Annotated in this window: 22 protein-coding genes, 2 tRNA genes and 3 pseudogenes; 18 read left to right on the top strand and 9 right to left on the bottom strand. The window is 39.4% G+C overall.

The annotated features are described in order from the left end of the window. The 6 genes and pseudogenes from tgt to BCG07_RS08265 all read left to right on the top strand — a co-directional run. Positions 1 to 117, top strand: a pseudogene (gene tgt, locus BCG07_RS08290) (tRNA guanosine(34) transglycosylase Tgt); the annotation flags it as partial. Between the two features lie 25 nt (positions 118 to 142). Further along, on the top strand, positions 143 to 478 hold the full coding sequence (yajC, locus tag BCG07_RS08285) for a preprotein translocase subunit YajC (protein WP_006791188.1): 336 nt from the start codon (positions 143 to 145) through the stop codon (positions 476 to 478). Between the two features lie 19 nt (positions 479 to 497). After that, the gene (gene secD, locus BCG07_RS08280; RefSeq protein ID WP_286889749.1) at positions 498 to 2357 is read left to right on the top strand and encodes a protein translocase subunit SecD; all 1860 of its coding nucleotides are present in this window, start codon (positions 498 to 500) and stop codon (positions 2355 to 2357) included. 9 nt (positions 2358 to 2366) lie between these two features. Continuing rightward, a complete protein-coding gene (gene secF, locus BCG07_RS08275; protein WP_006791186.1) occupies positions 2367 to 3320 on the top strand; it encodes a protein translocase subunit SecF in 954 nt (317 codons plus the stop codon). A gap of 128 nt (positions 3321 to 3448) precedes the next feature. Beyond that, entirely contained in the window at positions 3449 to 5218 is a 1770-nt protein-coding gene (locus BCG07_RS08270; RefSeq protein WP_286889746.1) for a bifunctional diguanylate cyclase/phosphodiesterase, read from the top strand. 31 nt (positions 5219 to 5249) lie between these two features. Beyond that, entirely contained in the window at positions 5250 to 6059 is an 810-nt protein-coding gene (locus BCG07_RS08265) for a substrate-binding periplasmic protein (protein WP_277054659.1), read from the top strand. A gap of 62 nt (positions 6060 to 6121) precedes the next feature. Here the strand turns inward: BCG07_RS08265 and suhB are convergent, their stop codons facing one another. Next, entirely contained in the window at positions 6122 to 6925 is an 804-nt protein-coding gene (gene suhB, locus BCG07_RS08260) for an inositol-1-monophosphatase (RefSeq protein ID WP_006791183.1), read from the bottom strand. Positions 6926 to 7173: 248 nt separating this feature from the next. On the opposite strand from suhB, the gene BCG07_RS08255 reads away from it, so the two are divergent. After that, positions 7174 to 7590, top strand: coding sequence for a VOC family protein (locus BCG07_RS08255; RefSeq protein WP_243531816.1), 417 nt, complete (start codon positions 7174 to 7176; stop codon positions 7588 to 7590). Between the two features lie 55 nt (positions 7591 to 7645). Here BCG07_RS08255 and BCG07_RS08250 read toward each other — a convergent pair whose 3' ends face one another. Beyond that, positions 7646 to 8302 (bottom strand): LiaF domain-containing protein, encoded by a 657-nt coding sequence (locus BCG07_RS08250; RefSeq protein ID WP_243531813.1) that lies wholly within the window; start codon positions 8300 to 8302, stop codon positions 7646 to 7648. Between the two features lie 319 nt (positions 8303 to 8621). On the opposite strand from BCG07_RS08250, the gene BCG07_RS08245 reads away from it, so the two are divergent. The 3 genes from BCG07_RS08245 (at position 8622) to BCG07_RS08235 (ending at position 9769) form a co-directional block, all read left to right on the top strand. Beyond that, positions 8622 to 9185: a BON domain-containing protein gene (locus tag BCG07_RS08245; RefSeq protein ID WP_006791180.1), complete on the top strand. Its 564-nt coding sequence runs from the start codon at positions 8622 to 8624 to the stop codon at positions 9183 to 9185. A 63-nt stretch (positions 9186 to 9248) separates the two neighbouring features. Next, positions 9249 to 9407 (top strand): YqaE/Pmp3 family membrane protein, encoded by a 159-nt coding sequence (locus tag BCG07_RS08240; protein ID WP_006791179.1) that lies wholly within the window; start codon positions 9249 to 9251, stop codon positions 9405 to 9407. Positions 9408 to 9692: 285 nt separating this feature from the next. Then, positions 9693 to 9769 (top strand) — tRNA-Ile (locus BCG07_RS08235). Positions 9770 to 10131: 362 nt separating this feature from the next. Here BCG07_RS08235 and BCG07_RS08230 read toward each other — a convergent pair. The 5 genes from BCG07_RS08230 to BCG07_RS08210 all read right to left on the bottom strand — a co-directional run bounded on the left by BCG07_RS08230 (position 10132) and on the right by BCG07_RS08210 (position 13610). After that, positions 10132 to 10728, bottom strand: a complete 597-nt coding sequence (locus BCG07_RS08230; protein ID WP_024605474.1) for a YagK/YfjJ domain-containing protein — start codon at positions 10726 to 10728, stop codon at positions 10132 to 10134. Positions 10729 to 11041: 313 nt separating this feature from the next. Further along, positions 11042 to 11329 carry a helix-turn-helix domain-containing protein gene (locus BCG07_RS08225; protein WP_277053706.1) on the bottom strand — a complete coding sequence of 96 codons (288 nt, stop codon included), beginning with the start codon at positions 11327 to 11329 and terminating at the stop codon, positions 11042 to 11044. A 2-nt stretch (positions 11330 to 11331) separates the two neighbouring features. Further along, complete coding sequence (locus BCG07_RS08220; protein ID WP_277053705.1) at positions 11332 to 11532, bottom strand: helix-turn-helix transcriptional regulator; 201 nt, start codon at positions 11530 to 11532, stop codon at positions 11332 to 11334. A 72-nt stretch (positions 11533 to 11604) separates the two neighbouring features. Next, on the bottom strand, positions 11605 to 12270 hold the full coding sequence (locus BCG07_RS08215) for a hypothetical protein (protein ID WP_277053704.1): 666 nt from the start codon (positions 12268 to 12270) through the stop codon (positions 11605 to 11607). Further along, positions 12267 to 13610: a tyrosine-type recombinase/integrase gene (locus BCG07_RS08210; RefSeq protein ID WP_277053703.1), complete on the bottom strand. Its 1344-nt coding sequence runs from the start codon at positions 13608 to 13610 to the stop codon at positions 12267 to 12269. Before BCG07_RS08210 ends, BCG07_RS08215 begins: the two co-directional genes overlap by 4 nt. 165 nt (positions 13611 to 13775) lie before the next feature. Between BCG07_RS08210 and BCG07_RS08205 the strand changes: the two genes are divergently transcribed. Together BCG07_RS08205 and BCG07_RS08200 are read left to right on the top strand one after the other, a co-directional pair. After that, a tRNA-Ser gene (locus tag BCG07_RS08205) sits at positions 13776 to 13865 on the top strand. A gap of 187 nt (positions 13866 to 14052) precedes the next feature. Beyond that, positions 14053 to 14634, top strand: a complete 582-nt coding sequence (locus tag BCG07_RS08200) for a porin family protein (protein ID WP_058429645.1) — start codon at positions 14053 to 14055, stop codon at positions 14632 to 14634. Positions 14635 to 14698: 64 nt separating this feature from the next. Here the strand turns inward: BCG07_RS08200 and BCG07_RS08195 are convergent. Then, positions 14699 to 15522 (bottom strand): annotated as a pseudogene (locus BCG07_RS08195) (DUF4437 domain-containing protein). 137 nt (positions 15523 to 15659) lie between these two features. Between BCG07_RS08195 and BCG07_RS08190 the strand changes: the two are divergent. Beyond that, a pseudogene (locus tag BCG07_RS08190) lies at positions 15660 to 16633 on the top strand (LysR family transcriptional regulator). On the opposite strand, the gene BCG07_RS08185 reads toward BCG07_RS08190, so the two are convergent. Further along, positions 16630 to 16959, bottom strand: coding sequence for a 5-carboxymethyl-2-hydroxymuconate Delta-isomerase (locus BCG07_RS08185; RefSeq protein ID WP_006791175.1), 330 nt, complete (start codon positions 16957 to 16959; stop codon positions 16630 to 16632). The pseudogene BCG07_RS08190 and the gene BCG07_RS08185 sit on opposite strands and share 4 nt — an antisense overlap. A 206-nt stretch (positions 16960 to 17165) precedes the next feature. On the opposite strand from BCG07_RS08185, the gene BCG07_RS08180 reads away from it, so the two are divergent. From BCG07_RS08180 to BCG07_RS08160, 5 genes are all read left to right on the top strand, one after another. Then, on the top strand, positions 17166 to 17648 hold the full coding sequence (locus tag BCG07_RS08180; protein WP_006791174.1) for a CreA family protein: 483 nt from the start codon (positions 17166 to 17168) through the stop codon (positions 17646 to 17648). An 18-nt stretch (positions 17649 to 17666) separates the two neighbouring features. Continuing rightward, positions 17667 to 18440, top strand: a complete 774-nt coding sequence (locus BCG07_RS08175) for a hypothetical protein (RefSeq protein WP_039037989.1) — start codon at positions 17667 to 17669, stop codon at positions 18438 to 18440. An 11-nt stretch (positions 18441 to 18451) separates the two neighbouring features. Beyond that, the gene (locus BCG07_RS08170; protein ID WP_008128734.1) at positions 18452 to 19078 is read left to right on the top strand and encodes a LysE family translocator; all 627 of its coding nucleotides are present in this window, start codon (positions 18452 to 18454) and stop codon (positions 19076 to 19078) included. Positions 19079 to 19113: 35 nt separating this feature from the next. Next, positions 19114 to 19605: a gamma-glutamylcyclotransferase family protein gene (locus BCG07_RS08165; protein WP_286889735.1), complete on the top strand. Its 492-nt coding sequence runs from the start codon at positions 19114 to 19116 to the stop codon at positions 19603 to 19605. Between the two features lie 13 nt (positions 19606 to 19618). After that, on the top strand, positions 19619 to 20211 hold a 593-nt coding region (locus BCG07_RS08160), incomplete at its 3' end, for a serine hydrolase domain-containing protein (RefSeq protein ID WP_286889734.1).

The following is a 20211-nucleotide window of genomic DNA, read 5'->3' as shown; positions in this document are numbered from 1 at the left end:
CGTGTTATGGAAGGCCTGCGCAATGCAATTAGCGAAGGTAAACTAGAAGAATTTGTAAAAGATTTTTACGCTCGCCGCGGCCAAGAAGTGCCAGAGCTTGCAGATATAAAAAATTAAACTTTAAATTTAAAGAGGAAGTATTATGAGTTTATTTATTTCAAACGCACACGCATCAGCTGGCGCACCTGCAGCCGGTGGCGGCATGGAAATGCTAATCATGTTAGCTATTTTCGGTTTAGTTTTTTACTTTTTAATTTACCGCCCACAAGCTAAGCGTGTTAAAGAGCATAAAGGCTTAATGAATGCGATGGCTAAAGGCGATGAAGTACTAACCCAAGGTGGTTTAGTAGGTAAAATTGTTAAAATTGCAGAAGATAAAGATTTCATCGTTATCTCTTTAAATGAGCAAGCAGAAGTTACAGTTCAAAAAGCGTCTGTATCTGCTGTATTGCCAAAAGGCACAATGAAGTCGCTATAAAAATAATAAGGACGACCCCGTGTTAAACAAGTTTCCAGTGTGGAAGTATTTACTTGTTTTAGCTGTGGTTGCCATTGGCCTTTTATATGCCTCTCCAAACTTGTATGGCCGTGACCCGGCTATACAAGTTTCGGGCGCTAAAGGTGCTGATGTTGATCTCAGTGTAGTAGACAAAGTAAACGCAACCCTTAAAAAACATAACGTAGCAGTTAAATCAACTAAGCTTGAAGGCGGGCAAATACTTGTTCGTTTTAAAAATGTTGAAGAGCAATTAAAAGCACAAGATTTACTGCGTGACTCGCTAAGTGACGATTACATTTCAGCCATTAATATGGCGCCGGCTCAACCTCTTTGGTTAAAATCCCTTGGCGGAAATCCAATGAAGTTAGGTCTAGATTTAAGTGGTGGCGTACATTTCACCATGGAAATCGACATGGCAACAGCGGTTGATAACCAGCTTGAGCAAATGGAGCAAGATTTCCGTAGCGATCTACGCGAAGAAAAACTTCGTTATCGCAGCGTTCGTCGCGTGGCTGGCTCTGACCGTATGCGTGTTGAAATGCGTAATGAAGAAGATAAAAATGCTGCAGAGCGCTTTTTAGAATCTCGTTATCCACTTAACGTATACATTGATGACAGCAGTAACGATAGTGCATTTTTTGCCACTATGAGTGAGCAAAAACTGAAAGAGATTCGTGACTACGCCATCAAGCAAAACGAAACAATCATTCGTAATCGAATCAACCAAATTGGTGTTGCAGAGCCAAACGTACAGCGCCAAGGTGCTGAACGTATTATTGTGCAATTACCTGGTGTGCAAGATACCGCTCGTGCTAAAGAAATTTTAGGCGCGACAGCAACGCTTGAATTTCGTGAAGTAGACGAAAACGCCGATCCAAGCGCTGCTGCTCAAGGCCGTATCCCTGCAGGCACTGAAATGATCATGAGCCGCGACGGTTACCCTGTGGTACTTAAAAAACGCATTATTCTTGAAGGTAGCCATATCACTGGCGCCCAATCTGGCGCAGATGAATACCAACGCCCACAAGTAAGTATTTCACTCGACAGTAAAGGCGGTTCAAAAATGAATGCCTTTACTAAGCGTGCAATTGGCAAACGCATGGCAACGGTATTTATTGAATACAAACCATCAGGTAAAAAAGACGAAAACGGTAAAGCACTTCCACCTATTAAGGTAGAAGAGGTTATTAACGTGGCAACAATTCAAGCTCGTTTAGACCGCTCTTTTCGTATTACAGGTATTGATAACCCAGCTGAAGCACATAACTTAAGTTTACTGCTTCGCGCAGGTGCACTTGTTGCGCCAATTCAAATTGTTGAAGAGCGTACAGTGGGGCCAAGCTTAGGCCAAGAAAACATTGAAGCAGGTATGACTGCGGTTGCACTTGGTTTTGCGTTTGTACTTGCCTTTATGCTTATTTATTACAAAGGGTTTGGCTTAGTGGCTAACTTAGCGCTTGCTGCCAACTTGGTGCTTATTGTTGGCATAATGTCACTTATTCCAGGCGCTACGTTAACCTTGCCGGGTATTGCAGGTATTGTACTGACAGTTGGTATGGCGGTTGATGCCAATGTACTTATTTTTGAACGTATTCGTGAAGAGCTGGCCGATGGTCGTAGCCCGCAACAAGCCGTTCATTTTGGTTACGATAGCGCATTCAGCACTATATTTGATGCCAATATCACTACGTTAATTGCGGCAGTTATATTGTTTGCTGTGGGCACGGGCCCAATTGCAGGCTTTGCCGTTACATTAGCTATTGGTATTTTAACTTCAATGTTTACAGCCATTGTTGGTACCCGAGCGGTGATCAACTTATTTATTGGTGGTAAACGCATTGATAAACTTTCTATTTAAGGAGCAGACATGCAAATTTTAAGTTTGGGTAGCAGAACCCTTCGTTTCATGTCTCTTCGAAAAGTGGCAATGGGCTTTTCTACGCTATTAATTGTAGCGTCGATAGTATCAATGTTTACGAAGGGCTTAAATTTTGGTCTTGATTTTACCGGCGGCACCGCTGTAGAAGTGGGTTTTTCTCAACCGGCTGATCTTAAAAAAGTGCGTAATGTACTTGGTGAAAATGGCTTTGCTGATGCATCAGTGCAGCTATTTGGTTCGAGCCAAGATATATTAGTGCGCTTAGCTCCACGTGGTAGCGATGTTAAAGCTGAAGTAATTGGTAACCAAGTAATTGATGCATTGAAAAAAGCGGACGACAGCGTAGTTATGCGCCGTATTGAGTTTGTTGGCCCAAGTGTCGGTGAAGACTTAAAAGAGCAGGGTGGCCTAGCCATGTTAACTGCACTTATTTGTATCTTAATTTACGTTGCATTTCGTTTTGAATGGCGTTTTGCTGTGGGTGCTGTAGGCGCACTATTACACGATGTAATTATCACTTTAGGTTTGTTTTCAGTACTGGGTTTAGAGTTTGATTTAACTATATTAGCGGCAATATTGGCGGTAATCGGTTACTCACTCAACGATACTATTGTTGTATCTGACCGTATTCGTGAAAATTTCCGTAAAGTACGCATCGACGATACCGTTGAAATTATTGATATTTCACTTACGCAAACACTTAACCGTACACTTGTTACATCAATCACCACAATTTTGGTATTGATTGCATTGTTTGTATGGGGTGGACAAACCATTCATGGTTTTGCTACTGCATTATTGTTTGGTGTATTTATTGGTACATATTCTTCTGTATATGTTGCAAGCTCGGTTGCACTTGCAATGGGAGTAAGTAAAGAAGATTTAATACCAGAAGTGATAGAAAAAGAAGGTGCAGATCAAGATCCGATGGCAATGCCATAACCTTAAATGCATTAAAAAAACCGCTCTATGAGCGGTTTTTTATTGCCTGTAATATAGGGGCTTGAAATAAAAATGTCATACAGAATTGATATTTTGTTGCTCTATTTAAAATAATAATTGAGCCAGTAGTGACCCTTCAACGACAAGCCTTAGAGGCTATTTTAGATAGTGGGGAAGTAACCACGTTATTTCAGCCTATTTTAGATATATCTGGTCAGCTCATTCTTGGTTACGAGGCGCTTAGTCGAGGTCCACAAAAGAGCTTATTAGAAATGCCCAATATGCTCTTTAAAGCTGCGCATCAAGAGGGCCTTATTTCTGAGCTAGAGCTACTATGCCGCTCAAAGGCAATAGAAAACTTTGTTAAGCTAAATTTACAAGGTAAGCTTTTTTTAAATGTGAGTCCAAAAACGCTACTAGACCCTTGCCACCCAAAAGGCGAAACACGCCACCTAACCGAGCAGTTTGGTTTAGCGACTAATCGTGTTGTTATAGAAGTAACAGAGCAAGACAAAGTAGATAACGACGACTTATTACTTAAAACCATTGCGCATTACCGAGAGCTCGGTTTTACCATTGCAATTGATGATTTAGGAACTGGGTACTCTGGCTTAAAGCAGTGGTCTGCACTGCGTCCTGACTATGTAAAAATAGATCGTTATTTTATCGATCATTGCGATCAGAGTGAGGTTAAAAAGGAGTTTTTAAAATCAATTATTGTTTTAGCTAAAGCAACAAACACCTTAGTGATTGCAGAAGGCATTGAGCGCTCTGAGGAACTCGCTCTGGTTGAAAGTTTAGGCATTAATAATGTACAAGGTTTTTTATTTGAACGACCGAACTTGCAACCAAGTCGTGATTTTAGCTCTGCTCAAATACAAGCACTTACATTTAAATTATGTGATCAGTTTGACCAGTCAATGGCGATTGGCGCGCTAAGCCAACCACAAAAGGCCATAGCAAGTGATACCCGATGCAAAGACGCTCATTTACTCTTTGAGCAAGACAAAGCCATTATTAGCATACCTGTAATTAATCAACAGGGTCAGCCAGTGGGCCTACTACATAAAGACCAACTTACCGAGGTATTTGCAGCACCCTATGGTCATGCTCTTTATGATAAGCGCCCTGTTATAGAGTTAATGGACAAACAACCCCTAATTGTTGATGAAGACCAAAAGCTAGATACGGTGAGTAAGCAAATAACTGAGCAAGACTTCGATATTAGGCGCCATATTGTTATTACTAGAGGCGGCAATTATTTAGGGCTTGCGCCACTAAGAGACATTTTAAAACATATAACAGAAGAAAAAATTCGCCACGCACAACATGCAAATCCGCTAACAATGTTGCCAGGCAATGTTGCAATTAACGAAGCTATAGAGCATAGGTTACGTAATAAAAATAAATTTCATCTTGCTTATATTGACCTGAATCACTTTAAACAGTTTAACGATCTTTATGGCTACGCGAGTGGTGATAGTGTCATTAAATTATTGGCTGATGTAACAGTGCAAGCCTGTACAAATAGTGCTAACTTTGTAGGACACATTGGTGGTGACGACTTTATGGTTGTTTTTGACCAAAGCGATGCGGTAAGTATTTGTAATCGTATTATTGAACAGTTTGAACATCGTTCTCGTGCTTTTTTTACGCCCGATCATATAGCTTGCAAAGGGTATTGGGCTACAAATCGTGAAGGTGAAAAGCAGTTTGTACCGTTACTCACCTTATCTATCGGATTAGTTGAACCCGATTTACAGCAGTGCAAAAATAGCCATCAGGTTGCAGCATTAGCAACGGATGCAAAGAAAGAAGCCAAACGATTTCGTCATAGCTATCTTTTTACATGCAAGCGAAGGCGCCCAGCGCCTCCAGTAGTAGCGATTAGCAAATAGTAAAAAGGTAATTTACTAATAGGTGATCATGATGTTGCCATTAAAGTGTATCGTATGTGTAGTGAGCTTGTTTATTGGAAGTGTTGTAGCAAGCGAAGTTAATATTGTAAAAATTCCGAAAGATCAACATGCGCATTTTGCCCGTGATGATTACCTCAATGACATGCTAACCAAGGCATTGATAAGAGCCCAGTATCCTGTCGAAATAGAACGTGTTGCTGTACACCCGCATCAGCAACGCAATTTAATGTCACTTGATGATAGCTCGCTTGATTTATTTTGGAGTATGAGCAGCCCTGAACGAGAGTCATTAGCCACGGCCATTAAAATTCCATTGTTCAAAGGGTATATAGGCAAAAGAGCGTTAGTTACAAATAAACAGAATTTAGATAAATTTAAAGATATAAAAACGCTTGAGCAATTATCAAAACTGAGATCGGTACAGGGGCATGATTGGCCTGATACGCGCATATTGGTTAATAACGGTTTAAACGTGAGACCATTATCAAACTTAAAAGCCATGTTTGCGCTTACTAGCCAAGGCCGCATAGATTACTTTCCGCGATCATTTATTGAAGTCAATTCTGAGCTTTTAGAGCGAGATCACAAAAATTTACGTATTGTGCCTAATTTATATATTAGCTACCCAACAGCGCTATATTATTTTGTGTCTAAGGATAAGCCTGAGTTGGCTAAAGCGCTTGAGCAGGGAATTAAAATAATGCAGCAAAACGGCGAGTTTGATGCGTTATTTTATGAATACTTTGCTACAGATTTAAATTCCCTTCCTTATACAAAAGGGGAAACTATAGAGATTAAGCTAATAAACCCATATTTTTAACAACAAAAAAGGAGCCTAGGCTCCTTTTTTGTTGTACCAATTATATTGGTAAAAGCAATTTATTAGCGAAGTAACGACTCAGTTAACACTGGACGAATTTCACGAATAATAGCTTGAGTCAGTTTTGGCGCGCCACAGATGATATTGCCACTGTGGTTGTAGTTATTACCACCAGCAAAATCGACAACCATACCACCCGCTTCTTTAACCATAAGCTCGCCTGCAGCAGAGTGCCAAGGTTTTAAGCCAATTTCAAAAAAGCCATCAACACGGCCAGCAGCAACGTACGCCATGTCTAATGCAGAACAGCCTGCGCGACGAATATCTGCAGTGTGAACAAATAACGCTTTAAACGCTTCAGTGTATGCATCTGTATGTTGTTTATGCTTAAAAGGAAAGCCCGTTGCTAAAACTGTACCAGCAAGAACAGTTGTTTTACTCACGCGTAAACGTTTGCTATTAAGTTGTGCGCCTTGACCTTTAGATGCAGTGAAAAGCTCACCACGAATCGGATCATAAATAACGGCTTGGTCTAAACGACCTTTAACTTTAAGTGCAATAGAGATTGCGTAATGTGGAATACCTTTGATGAAGTTTGTTGTTCCATCGATAGGATCTACAATCCATTGGTAATCATCATCCTTGCCTTTGTGTTCACCTAGTTCTTCGCCCACAACAGAGTGAGTAGGGTAAGACTGTAAAATAGTGTCACGGATTACGGCTTCGGCTTCTTTATCAATATTAGTTACTAAGTCGTTAGCGCCTTTTTGTTGCACTTCAACTTTTGATAAATCTTCGCCAGCGCGAAGTAAAATTTTGCCTGCGTTGCGCGCAGCGCGAACCGCAATGTTTAACATTGGATGCATGGAGTTACCTTTGGGTTGTAAAAGAACGTTTGTATTTTCAGCCGGCGTATTTTAGCGACTTTTGACATAAAGTAAACAATAAACCCTAAATACTTGTGAGTGTTTTTTGTACAGCCTTGAAAGTGTTGCACATTTAATTAAAACAAAAGTGTATTTTTAATTACCCACTAAAAATTTAAAAAAAGCGCTTTACCTAAAGTTAACTTGAGGTTTTATTGTGTGTCTAAATTAACTCACAAGGAAACAGTATGTATTTAGAACACGTAAATTTAGTTGTTAAAAACATTGGTACCATGATTCGCTTTTACCAAGCCATTTTTCCCCACTGGGTAATACGAAGTGAAGGGCGGGGTGAATGGTATGGAAAACCAAGGCGTTGGGTCCACTTTGGTGACGACACGCAATACATAGCAATGAGCGATCATGGTGAGGGTGAAAATAGATCGCTTTCAGGGCATCAAGTTGGGTTTGCTCACTTTGCTTACGTGACGGCTAATTTAGATAATACGGTGTCTCGTTTAAATAAAGCGGGTTTTTCAGTTCATAAGCAAGGCAATGAAAACCCATTTAGAAAAAATATCTACTTCAGAGACCCTTCGGGCTTTGAAGTTGAGTTTGTAGAGTACTTGTCGGATATACCTGCAGAACGAAATAATGATCTTTAAGCCCACCACTATATGGCTGCCAAAAGCAGCCATATTAAAGCAAATACAGTTGCACTTATTTACTGCTGACTCCTAGCTGTGACTTTAAATCGTTTGCAAAGCTCATGAACTTTTCTTTTATGGTACGTTTTATCTTTACTTCAACCGACCCTAGTATCGCTTTGCCTTCAATATGAATGGTAGGACCTTGACGCTTATTTAACGTTACTGATTTGTTTTCTAGCGTGCTTAAAATACAAAACATTTTGGACACAACATTAACATGCTCGGGTACGTAAATTTCGTCGCTACCAAAAATACAATTAACATGAATTGTCACGTTTTGATGCGTAAAGATAGCGTCGGTGAAATCAAGCACCACAGAGCCCATATAATTATTTAGGTAAATATTTTTAGGAACCACCCATTGTCCGCTTCGCTCGTTTGAACCCAAAATACTGCGCAGTGTGATGTCGTCATCGCTATTTTGTTGAGCACTGTAATTAGGCGTAAACTGCGATTGCTTTTCAGCTTTGTATTGCTTGTCGGTATTAAGTGTTAAGTCTTCTACTAACGTAAGCAGCACAGAATTGTCTTTTGCATCCATTGCTTTGTCTAATCGTCTTTCAAATGCCTCAACCGATATAACGCCATGGCTATAGTTATAAATTAACTGATCAATCACTTGTTCGCGTACTTGCTCTATTGGGCGGTCTTCAACTTTTACAGACATGGGGCATTCCTTAATTGTATTTGCAATTAGTTAACTAGTTAGCAAACCGTATACCAAAATTAATTTTGTTTATTATCAATAGTTTAATTTTTAAAGGCTTTTTGTTTAGTTGTTATATTAACGATACATTAACCAAAATAGCAATAATCTAGTAATTTTCACACTTTGAGAAAGTTTTACTCACTTGCCTGTAAATAGGGGAATGCGTTAAACCTATAAGAGTCTATGCTTCTCGTTAAGTTTATGATTTTTAATGGTAAATAAAGTTGGCTTGATGTTCGCATTAGTTAAAGTGTCTTTAATCAAAAGGAGAAAGATTATGAAAACATTTAACAAATCTATTATCGCCGCGTTAGTTCTTGGTACAACAGCAATGGGTGCACAAGCAAACAGCTGGGAAAACGAAAGTAAAGATGCTTGGATTGATGGCAAGGCAGAAACTGTGCTTCTTATGAACACAGACCTAAACAACTTTGACATAAACACTGATGTAACAAATGGCAAGGTAGTACTTACAGGTAAAGTTGATAGCGAAGTAGAGAAAGAGCTAGCAGAAGAGCTTGTACTTAGTCTAGATGGCGTCATGGACGTTGAAAACAGCCTAACCGTTGTTAAAAACATGAGCGCTAAACACACAGATTCTAAAATGATGGATGATGATAACGACCTAACGGACGCTAAAATCACCACGGTTATTACAACACGTTTCCTATTTGATTCTGAAGTAGGTGGAACCGATATTGATGTAGATACCGATAATGGTGTTGTTACATTAAACGGCTCAGTTGAATCATCAGCGGAAAAGCAATTAGCAATCGAAATTGCAAAAAATGCTGAAGACGTACGTGATGTGGTAGATAACTTATCTATCGTAGCTGAATAACGTTATACTCAAAGCCCAGCATTGCTGGGCTTTTTGTTTTTAACTGTTTGAAGGAGCTAAATAATGGATATCATTCGCATAATACTGTCTGTTTTGCTACCACCACTAGGTGTTTTTTTACAAGTGGGCTTAGGTATGCATTTTTGGATTAATATTTTATTAACGCTATTGGGTTACTTCCCTGGGTTAATACATGCAATTTATATTATTGCTAAAAAATAATGCGCAGCTGAGCTATGTTTACGCCAGTTGTAAGTAAATATCGCTCAGCGCATTCTATTAATAAATATTATTTTTAATCATTTTTACTTTATTTTCCTAAAACTCCCCAAATTTACCCATTCACACTCTTTAAAAGATTACAATTTAAGCAGTTAGCTTATTGATTGTTAAAATAAAGGTTTTTGGTAGTGACAAGCCCTAAAAAAGTTTTTATACTGCAACCCGCTTTAGTCGCTCTGTGGCTGAACGCTTCAAAAATTAACTGCCTTGCAGTTATATAAAGTTGGCCCCTTAGCTCAGTTGGTTAGAGCACACGACTCATAATCGTTAGGTCCCCAGTTCGAGTCTGGGAGGGGCCACCACCTTTCAAAGCTTTCCAAGTAAATATCTACTAACTTAATTTAAAAAATATTTCTACGGAACGGTAGCGGATCGGTTTTTAGGCTTTTGTTATAATTTAAAACAACTATTACACGCGCGTAATGCTCGCAAAACCTATATGAGCTTTTGGGCTATATAACTTTAGCGTATTGCATGTATTACTCGAAAACCATAATTCAGTAAGTCTCGAATAATGGTATAGCTTTAAAAATGTATAAACAAAACGGCAAAAGGTAAGGTTTTATCAAGTTTTGTAGCGTTGTTAGTATCAAGCAACTCCCTAAAACCATAAGTTATACTAAGTTTTAGCTCGTATATGCTTGCCTTGTTCGGTTAATAGATTTTATATCAGCTTAGTTTTTAGCCTACTTGTACCATAGTCTTTTGTTTGACTGTCTTTATAGCCTTTGCCACGCCCCTTTGCTAAATAGGATAACCAGTGTAAAGCATCTAATCTTGCCTCTGGTGAATTAACATAAATATAGCTTCTACGGTTTTTAGAATAAAACCCTCCCATTTCTTCCCATACTTGCTTAGCAAGCTTGCAAACATAGTGCGATGTTTTCACTCGGTCACCATCAAGCCATAGTGCAAGGTGATAATGCTGTGCTTTAGACTTCTCTAATTCTCTAACCCAAGCAAACCCAATTTCAAGATCACCATATTGTGCATTAAGCCTTGTCGTTAAGCGCTTTCTGAATTGTGTCATTCGAGTGTTGTTTTCTGTTAGCTCTGATTGATGTAACTCAATCATAATAAATACTAGACGACCCCATTTATCTAAGCCTATATCAAATTGCTCAAATAACACCTTGAGTAAGTACGTATAACAGCCTGAGCCCTTAGCGTTAACTTTCACTAATTCACCACGATGTAAAACAGTATCAGATTTAGAAATATACTTTCTCCCCGTGGTGTTTTTTCGCTTATGTTTTTGCATAAACTAATACACACACTTAAAGGGATAATATAAACGACCGCTTATAATTGCGTTACCCATGAGTACGCAATAGGCCGCCAGCATTGGAGATAAGGCAATAGTCCAGTGACAAAACCGCCAAGACAAAACCGCCAAATAAAAATAAAGGCAAAACCGACAAATTATTATGAGATTAAAAACACAGTAGATACTGCAAAAAAAGTGAATATTAAGCATAGATAAGTTACTCTTTATTAGCTGGTGGCTAGGTCGCCAAACTTCCCCACCAGCTGTGGTTATTGGTCTTAGTTCGTATAGTGTTTAGCTATGCGTTCTAGGACTTCCCAAGTAACTTATTTAGCTTTTCTATTTCTTCTTGATTCATAGCCTTATACTTAAACGAGTAGCGCCTTACTCGGTCGTGTTCTATGCCATGAGGGTCAAAGACTTTTTCATCTACCCAGTTAAAAATAATACCTTTGTATTTTAATTCCTTTATTCGGGCAGCTAAATGGCAAACACCTATGGCGTCTGCTTCATAGCGGTTCACAGAGCCGTTTTTAGTAATGTATTTAGCGATAATGATTTGCTGATTGTTGGCTGATAGGGCGTGTTTATACATGGTTAAACCCCCTTACCAGCTAATAAAGCCTGTACGGCATCAGCAGGCCATAATAAGCGGCCTGAGGGTAGCTTGATTGGTTTAATGCCGTGAAATGTACCTGTTTTACACAGACGAGTTCTGATTGTATTTGGCTTGCAATGAAGTTCATTAGCAAGCAGTTCCGTAGTAAGGTTTTTTTGGTAAGATGTTTTTAATTTCATTTTGATACCCATGTTGATAGATGAGTATCGATCTTAAAATTAAATATTAGGTACGTAATTGAAAAAGCACTGTCATGTACTTTTTCTTAATTTCTTTTTCGCTCTAACTACCTGTTTTACTGTTTCAGGCATCATGTCAAAGTGTTTTCCTATCAGACCACAAATGCATAAATCCTGTCGATTTTCGGAAGTCGTCATTGGTACATCGGGGAATTTTTTCTTTGTTTCAGAAGCGATAATCTTTATTACAAAGTCCCTTGTAAGGTTTGTCCATATCTGAGGGGTTTTTGGTTTATTAGGGGGGTTTGGTTTATTTTTACCTTTTTCAAATAGCTCTAATATAAATTCTTTGAGTTTTTCGGGGGCAGGCCTCTGCAGTTCGTTTAAATCTCTAAAAATCCTTTTGAGTGCTTTCCAGCAAATAATGTCCTTTTTAGCTTCATTAATAATTTTATTTAATTCAGTTGCGTCTGAACCAACTGTATATAGTCGGTTGATTTTTACACCTGTTTTGCTATCTGTTATTTCGCTCGTGTAAGTGCCTGCTTTTTTTGCTCTCTCAAGAACAGTTAAAGGCTGCACATTAAATTTCAACATACCCTCCATAATGTCATCGTCCATTTCTTCTTTTTCTTCCCCCTTAATATCTTCGTATATTTCACCTTTTCCTTGCCCCTTTATTTCTTTTAATCTTGCCTCAATAAAGCGGTCGGCTTCTAAAAATTTATTATCAGTCATATCCCATTCCTAATAAGAGTTAAAGGTTGTTTATTTTCTATGGGTAAATCAATTTTAGCCTGCTCTAATATCCAAGCCTCTAATGTTGTGTGCCATTTTCTTAGTAAATCTAATGGCCTTTGCTTGTAATGTTTTTCAGCGGTGGCGCTCGGTTTGTGCCCCATTATTTGAGCAACAACCCCTGTGGGAATTTCTACCCATTCAGATAAGTTTGAAAAGCTACGGCGTAAACCATGTAGTGTTAGCCCCCCAATACCAGCAGCTTGAAAAGCAGGTTCTAGGCTTTTTCTAGGATCGGTTAGCTTCCCACTTACACCTGTAGGAGTTGAGAAAACCCACTCGTTACGGCGAGGTAAATTTATGAGTAAGCTTGCTACATATGGAGTGAGCGGAATAACCCTAATACCAGCCTCTAAGCCCTCGCTGGTGGCCTTATCTCTAATAGTTATGCTGTTCCATTGAAAGTCTAATTCAGACCATTTTAGGCCTGCTAGCTCGTTTCTGCGCGCGCCTGTAAGTAGCAATGTTTGAGCATAAGCAGCAATAACTGGATTTTGTATTTGCCTCACATATTTAAAAAAAGCGGGGAGTTGCTCTTTTTGCAAACCATCTGTACGTGGTTTTAGTTTAGTAACAGCGCTTTTAACGTTTTTAGTTTTAAGCTTTGTGATATCAATTAAGCCAATATATTTATCTTGTTCAGTGCACCAATTTAAACAAGCGAATAGTAAGCGATAGGTTTGTGCGGCAACGCCTGCGCGTGTTTCATTTTCTTTTTTGAGCCAAGATTCAATTTTTTTGGCATTTAAGTCTTTTAGTTTGATTGTAATAAGTGAGTGTAAACAGCCTGCTTTTGTTAAACGGCCTTTTCCTCGCGCCCATGGCTGGTTAGGTTCTTGAATTGCTTTTAGGTGGTCTTTGTAATGCTTTTCACCCCACCTTTTTTTATTGGCGTCGATATACTCCAGCCATACTTGTTTTAAGGTCGTTGTTCCGCGCAATTGTTCTTGTTCTTCGGCAAGTTCTTTTGCTGCTTTTGCTTGTTTAACTTTGGCTGGGGTTATGTAGTCTTTCGCTTGAGTTTGAAACTCTCTTGCTTTGGCTCTGGCTTGGTCAATATCAAACGCATCAACTGGGCCAATTACCGCGCGCCTCGTTTTACCATTAATCCATGCTTGAAAAACATAGGTCTTTTTACCCGAGGCAAATGCACGTATTGCTAAGCCTTTACACTCGTCGTCCCATAAAAAAGACTCTTTTTTACCTTCCTCACATTTAAATGTTTTTACACGTCCTGCAGTAAAGTTAACTTTGTTAGTGGTATTATTTGCTTTAGCCACTTGAACCCCCTTATGGTTCTTGATGGTAGCCCTAAAGGTGTTGGCGCACTTTTAGGGCTTTTAAATATCTACGGATCGTTCACGGATCGGTTTTGGATAAATATACATCAATGTAAAGCAATGTTCCACACTTTGATTTTAAGCTTTAAGTCAGTAAATATAAGGGGTTTGAGGTGTGTAGCAATGCAGGTAAATACTTTTTTAGTTCGACTCATAATCGTTAGGTCCCCAGTTCGAGTCTGGGAGGGGCCACCACTTTCCAAGTAGATCCCTATTAAATTTTTACGCACTTAAAATCCAAAGCTCTACATTATTATCCTTTATTGGTTGATATATTGATTTTTAATTAATCTATAAAATTTCTAATTGCAATCAAATATATAGCTGTGTATTTTATTGGGTACAACAATATGTTGTTAAAATATATCTAAAAGGAAGTACCATGAAAATGAATAAAGTCGCACTCTTATTATTAAGCTCAGTTTTTGTCACCCCTGCTGCATTTGCAGAAACACCTAACTTTAATTATGTCTCTGGCGGTTATTTAAATGCAGATCTTGATGGCGATGATTTAAACGGTTGGACGCTTGATGGTAGTAAATTACTAGGCGATAACTTTTTTGTGTCTGGTCAATATAAGACTGTAGGCGACTCAGAAGATGGTTTGGATGTAGATCTAAATTGGTTGAGCGCAGGCGTGGGTTACCGTACTGCAATTAGTGAAAGCACTGACTTTTATGGTTTAGTAACGTACGAAAACATTGAAACTGAAGTATCGTTCAGCGGTACTGATTTGTCGGATGATGAAAATGGCTATGGATTATCTGTTGGTGTTAGATCAATGCTAACTGATAGCATCGAAATTGATGGCCGCTTAAGTTACATTGATATTGCAGATGACAGTGAAACAGCTATCACTTTAGGTGCTCGTTACTATGTGAATACAAATTTCTCTGTAGGTACTAGCTACACCACAATAGATGATTTAGATTATATTAGCTTAACTGCACGTTACAGCTTTTGATCACAAGCAGTTAAATGAGCGCACTTATTAGTGCGCTTTTTAGTTTTTACGTAGCTATAACACGCTAATTTACGTGGTATAAGCCATTGCTGCGAATGTAAATAGTTGCTGGTATATCGCTTGTGTTCTCAAGCGAGTGAATGAATTTACCCCCAGATTCTACAAAGCTACCTGCACTTAAGTTTTGTGAGTTACTTTTTGAGCTGTATTGCACGTTGCCTGCAATTATCACTGCTCGAAACTCATCCGCATCTGTGCTAATTTCCCCCTTAAACCCGGCTGGTAGTTTTATCATTGAGCCGTACATTGTCCCGGTGTCTCCCCAAAGGTAGGTTGTTTGTACACCTTTAGCATTAATATTGCTTACGTCGCTTTTGTCTAGCCAAACTAAGTTGTCTTTATGAACGTTTAATGGGCGTTCACCATTATCAAACTGTTTGTTTGTTTGTTTGTTGGTTTTACTAAATAAGGGCCTGAGTCTATTTCTAGGTAAATTAGATTTGTAGTGCCATTGGCTGCAGTAGTATGGTTTTCACCGGCAGGTTGTGTCCAAAATGATCCTGCAGGCATCCACATTTTTTCAGCTGTGGGGTCGTCATTGTGCATTTGGCCTTCAATTACGATACCTCGGTAAGTAATGTTATGAATATGCGGCGGGGACTCGAACCCTTTTTTAAAGCGTACTAGCATACCTGTTGCGGTATCTGCGGTACGATCGCCCCATAAATCGGCTGCACCGGGACTTTGATCGCCTCTTAATGGGTTTAAATAGCCCCATTTGACTTTGTTCGCAGGTATTACTTTTGATTCGTACTCGTCTGCAAAAGTAGGTACAGATATAAGCGAAGTTGTGAGCATTAAAGCTGATAGGACAATTCTACATTTCATAAATATTTTCCTTTGCGTTGGGATAGAGACACAATAGCGAGTATTTTTCATTCCATAAACAGGCTAATGTTTAATACAGTTTCGTTAAAACGTGGATAATTGGCAGCATCAACGAATAGTTTTATAAAGGGGCGGATATGAAAATTGCAGATTTACGCGTATTACTAAAAGTTGCGCAGCTTCAATCAATAACAGCGGCTGCGCATCAGTTGGATATGAGCTCGTCGGCAGCGAGTGTCTCTATTAAACGAATAGAGCAAGCTCTTGGTACACAACTATTTGTTCGCACTACTAGAAAGATAAGATTGACCGCTGAAGGTGAGCGTTACTTACCCTTATGCGAACAGGCGCTTGGGCTACTAATGCAAGGGCAGCGGTTATTAATGAAAAGCAGGAGTGTATTACAGGCGAAGTGCGAATGGCTGTGTCGTCTGAAATGGGACGTAATTTAATGCGTGTTTTGCTTAATGAGCTTATGGATATTCATAGTTCTATAACTTTGAGATTGCATGCAAGTGATAGCCGTGCTGATTTTTATCGTGATGGAGTTGATGTTGCATTAAGAGCGATGAAAAAAGGTGTAGCTGAGGAGCTTAATTTATATGGATTTAAAATTTGTAATATTCCACACGTGGTGTGCGCTTCACCTAGTTACTTAAAACTGAATGGCGAGCCGTTAGTGCCGAACGATTTGAGCGAGCACAACGCATTACTCTACAAACTTTACGAAGTAGTGCACGCTGATTGGGAGTTTTATGATAATACACAGCAATACAAAGTTAAAATGAACAGCGATAGAGCTGTAAACGATGGTGATATTGTTAGACGCTGGTGTGTTGATGGTGCTGGGATTGCAAAAAAGTCAGCCATTGATGTAGCAGATGATTTGCTTAGCGGAAAGCTCAAACGAATAATACCCGATTATAAAATACCCTTAACAGAAATGTGGTTAGTGCTTCCGAGCCGGCAGTTTATTTCGCCTGCAATAAGGCTGATACGTGATGAGTTAAAAAGTAAAATAATGGCTCTTAGGGCATCGCTATTGGCAAAGCATATTTTGACTGAAGACGAGTGGCCTTGTGATGATGGTACAAGGCCTGAATTGTGTTAATTTTTACGATATATCTCGTGGTCCATGTCGTAAATATTAACGCTTAAACTGTCAGACTCCCTGCAATAGGTTTTTAAACACGCAAGTAGGTGCTCACTCAGAGTTTGCTTTTGCTCTACTGTTCGCCCTGCCATAATGTGTGCTTGCACATGTATAAACCCTTCTTTACCCACACCCAATTGATACTGCTGATATGCAACTGCGCGAGTTTTTATAGTTTCTAAATCAAATAAACCGCTTTCGAATGTGCATTTATGGATTTTTTCTACCAGTACTTGAGGTAATACAGGGAGGTCTTCTGAGTGCTCAATAATAATGTGCGGCATGCGGGTGGTTCCTGTTGGTTACGGCATTAAGCGTGTCGTTAATTGTAACAAATACACGACGGCTCGCTAAACCCCATACGGCTAAAATGTTTGTTTTAAACTAATTTAGTTGTGCTGATTTTTGATGTTAGTATAAAAACACACAGGTGAACCCAAGCTTATTAAAATAAGCGTGTAAAAAAACCTAGCTTATATTAAGGATGAGTATGAAATTTCAGCAAAAAATAAAACATTTAGCCGTGCTAATGGGCGCAGTAATTACGTTAAGTGCCTGCTCTGATGATGTGGCGTCGGTGAGTTTAGGTTTGTTTACTACAAAAGATGTGGTGGTGAACTCACAACAAGATCCGATCATTAAAGGAGTGACGTGTCATATTAGTCATGTTGAGGCCGATTTAGACTTTTCTGACCCGTCAGACATGTCGATTGCGTGTCGTCAAACAGGGCCAATCACTGCGGAGCAATTACAAGAAATTGATCGTAGTAAGTCTGGTGAGGTGGTGTTTAAGTCATCAAAGAGCATTTTATTTAAATCGTTAAAGGTGCGCCGAATATACGACGCTAAAACTCGCACATTATTATATTTGTCGTATTCAACAAAAGAGTCGAGCGGCAGTCATCACCATGCATTATCTACTGTGCCTTTATATAACACGAAAGCATGGCAGTGGGCACAAGAGCAAGAATAATTAAATTAAGAGTACACTATGTTAGCGTTATTTAAATCAGCGCCTTTGTTAGAGCAACAAGAGCAGCAATGGCTTATTGATACCTTTATTTGGGCTGTAGAAAATTTTGATGCTGAGTTTTTTACTAAACATACGCAAATAATATTGCCTACAGGGCAATATTTTCCTGATTCGGTATCAAGTATTGAGCAAATGGCCACCAGCGTATTTAAGCGAGTAACTACGTATGCGGGAATGAGTGCATGGCCAATTCAATTAGTTGCGCCTCAGCAATTACAGCCACAAGTGTTTCCTCGTTTTGAGTTTAGTAGTGTAATACGTGGTGAGCGCTGTGAGTTAATTGTGCCGCCGAGCCATGCTATTAATATTTCATTTAACCCTAATCAAATAAATCAGCCCCAAGATTTAGTTGCCAGTTTTGCCGGAACACTGGCTACTATTATGATTCATCATGTGGGTGTATTACCTCCAGGGGGGAAGGACTTTTTACCCCAAGCTGCTGATGCGCTTGCCTGTTTTTTAGGTTTTGGTGTCATGATGAGCAATACGGTGTATCAGTTTAAAGGCGGGTGCGGCTCATGTTACAACCCGTACGCTAACCGTGAAGCACAATTGAGCGAAACACATACGGTATTTATGCATGCTTTGGTGTGCTACTTCAAAAAAGACAACGTATCTAAAAAACATTTAAAGCCCCATTTACGAAGCCAATTCAAAAAAGCGCAAAAAGAAATTAAAGCGCTGGTGAGTGAATCGGCAAACCCGTTATTACTGGCGTATGCACCTAACTAGCAAGGATAAGTGTGGACTATTTAGATGAATTTTTATTAATTGTTATTGCTCACTTCTTTGCAGTAGCAAGCCCAGGTCCTGACTTTGCTGTTGTGCTAAAGCAAAGTGTGCAACAAGGTAGGCGAAACGCATTGTGGACAAGTGCAGGCGTTGGCGGCGCTATTTTGTTGCACATAGCTTATTGTGTAATGGGTGTGGCGCTTATTTTGTCTCAATCGCCTAGTTTGTTTATGGCACTTAAATATGTAGCAGGCGCTTATTTGGCTTATCTTGGAATACAAGCACTAAGAGCGGCTAAGCCGGGCGCATCATCAACCAATGATATTGATAACCAAACAGCTCCAGAGGAGTCTATTTGGGTTGCTTTTAGACGTGGTTTTTTCACTAACGCACTGAACCCAAAAGCCACTCTCTTTTTTATGTCGTTATTTACCTTGGTGATAAGTCAAACAACGCCAGTGAGTGTGCAAATTGGTTATGGTATTTATATGGCGCTTGCAACATGGGCGTGGTTTTCTGCGCTTTCGTTGGTACTTTCTAAAGCCTGCGTGCGTGATTTTTTTCAGCAACGCGGCTACTGGTTTGACCGAGGTATTGGCGTTATTTTAATTGCGTTGGCTGTACGTGTTGTTATTTAACTTGTTCAATTTATGTAATACAAGCAGGAGTAAACATGCCTTTATATAATTTTTCGTTTGGATCTAACATGTCGTCTAATCGTTTGTTGGCACGTTTGCCAAATGCAAAGCGTGTGGGCACAGCAATCCTTAAAGGGTATGAGTTAACCTTTGATATGCTTTTTTCTGATGGCTCGGGTAAATGCAGTATTCAAAAAACTGATAAAGCAGATGCCTTAGTATACGGTGTGGTCTATGAAGTTAACGCTGACGAAAAACTCACTTTAGATGCGATAGAAGGCCCAGGTTACGATTGTGTAGATATAACGGTTGAGCTGTTAAATGGGCAAACAATTGATACCCATTGTTATATTGCAAATACACACGACGAGGACGTTTTACCCTACGATTGGTACGTTAAACATGTTCATCGCGGAGCACTTGAAGCGGGCGTACCAAAGGCTTACAGTGATGCAATACTTAATCGCCCACAAAAGAGCGATCCTAATAAAGAACGCGCAGCAATTGAACTTGCAGTGCATCAATAATAAAAGGACTAACATGAAACTGACTAATTTAGCGGCTTTTACACTACTGGCCAGTGCTACTTTTAATACTTGGGCACAGGTTGATACCAACAAAATAGAAGAGGTCATTAAAACCTCTATGGCGCGCTTTGATGTGCCTGGTATGGCCGTTGCTATTGTTGAAAATGACGAGGTTGTACTCGCTAAAGGGTTTGGCATCGCAAACCTAAATACAAAGGCTGAAGTAAATAAAGATACGTTATTTGGTATTGCATCAAATACAAAGGCATTTACCAGCGCCGCGTTAGCTAAATTAGTCGATGAGGGGAAATTACGCTGGGATGACCGCGTAATCGACCATTTACCTGAATTTAGATTATACGACTCATATGTAACCCGGGAAATGCGAGTGCGCGATTTACTAAGCCACCGTAGTGGTTTAGGCCTTGGGCAAGGCGACTTAATGATTTGGCCAAGCACAGATAAATCAGTTGCTGATATTTTATCAGGCTTAAAATACTTAAAACCAGCCAGCAGTTTTCGTAGTAAATACGCTTATAACAACCTGATGTTTGTAACAGCAGGTGAAGTTGTAGCGCGTGTATCTGGCATAAGCTGGAACGATTA

The sequence above is a fragment of the Pseudoalteromonas sp. ESRF-bin5 genome (assembly GCF_002632075.1).
GTDB classification, from domain to species: Bacteria; Pseudomonadota; Gammaproteobacteria; order Enterobacterales; family Alteromonadaceae; genus Pseudoalteromonas; species Pseudoalteromonas marina.
The sequence above is the reverse complement of the archived record's forward strand: the minus strand, read 5'-3'. Positions and strand labels throughout refer to the sequence as shown.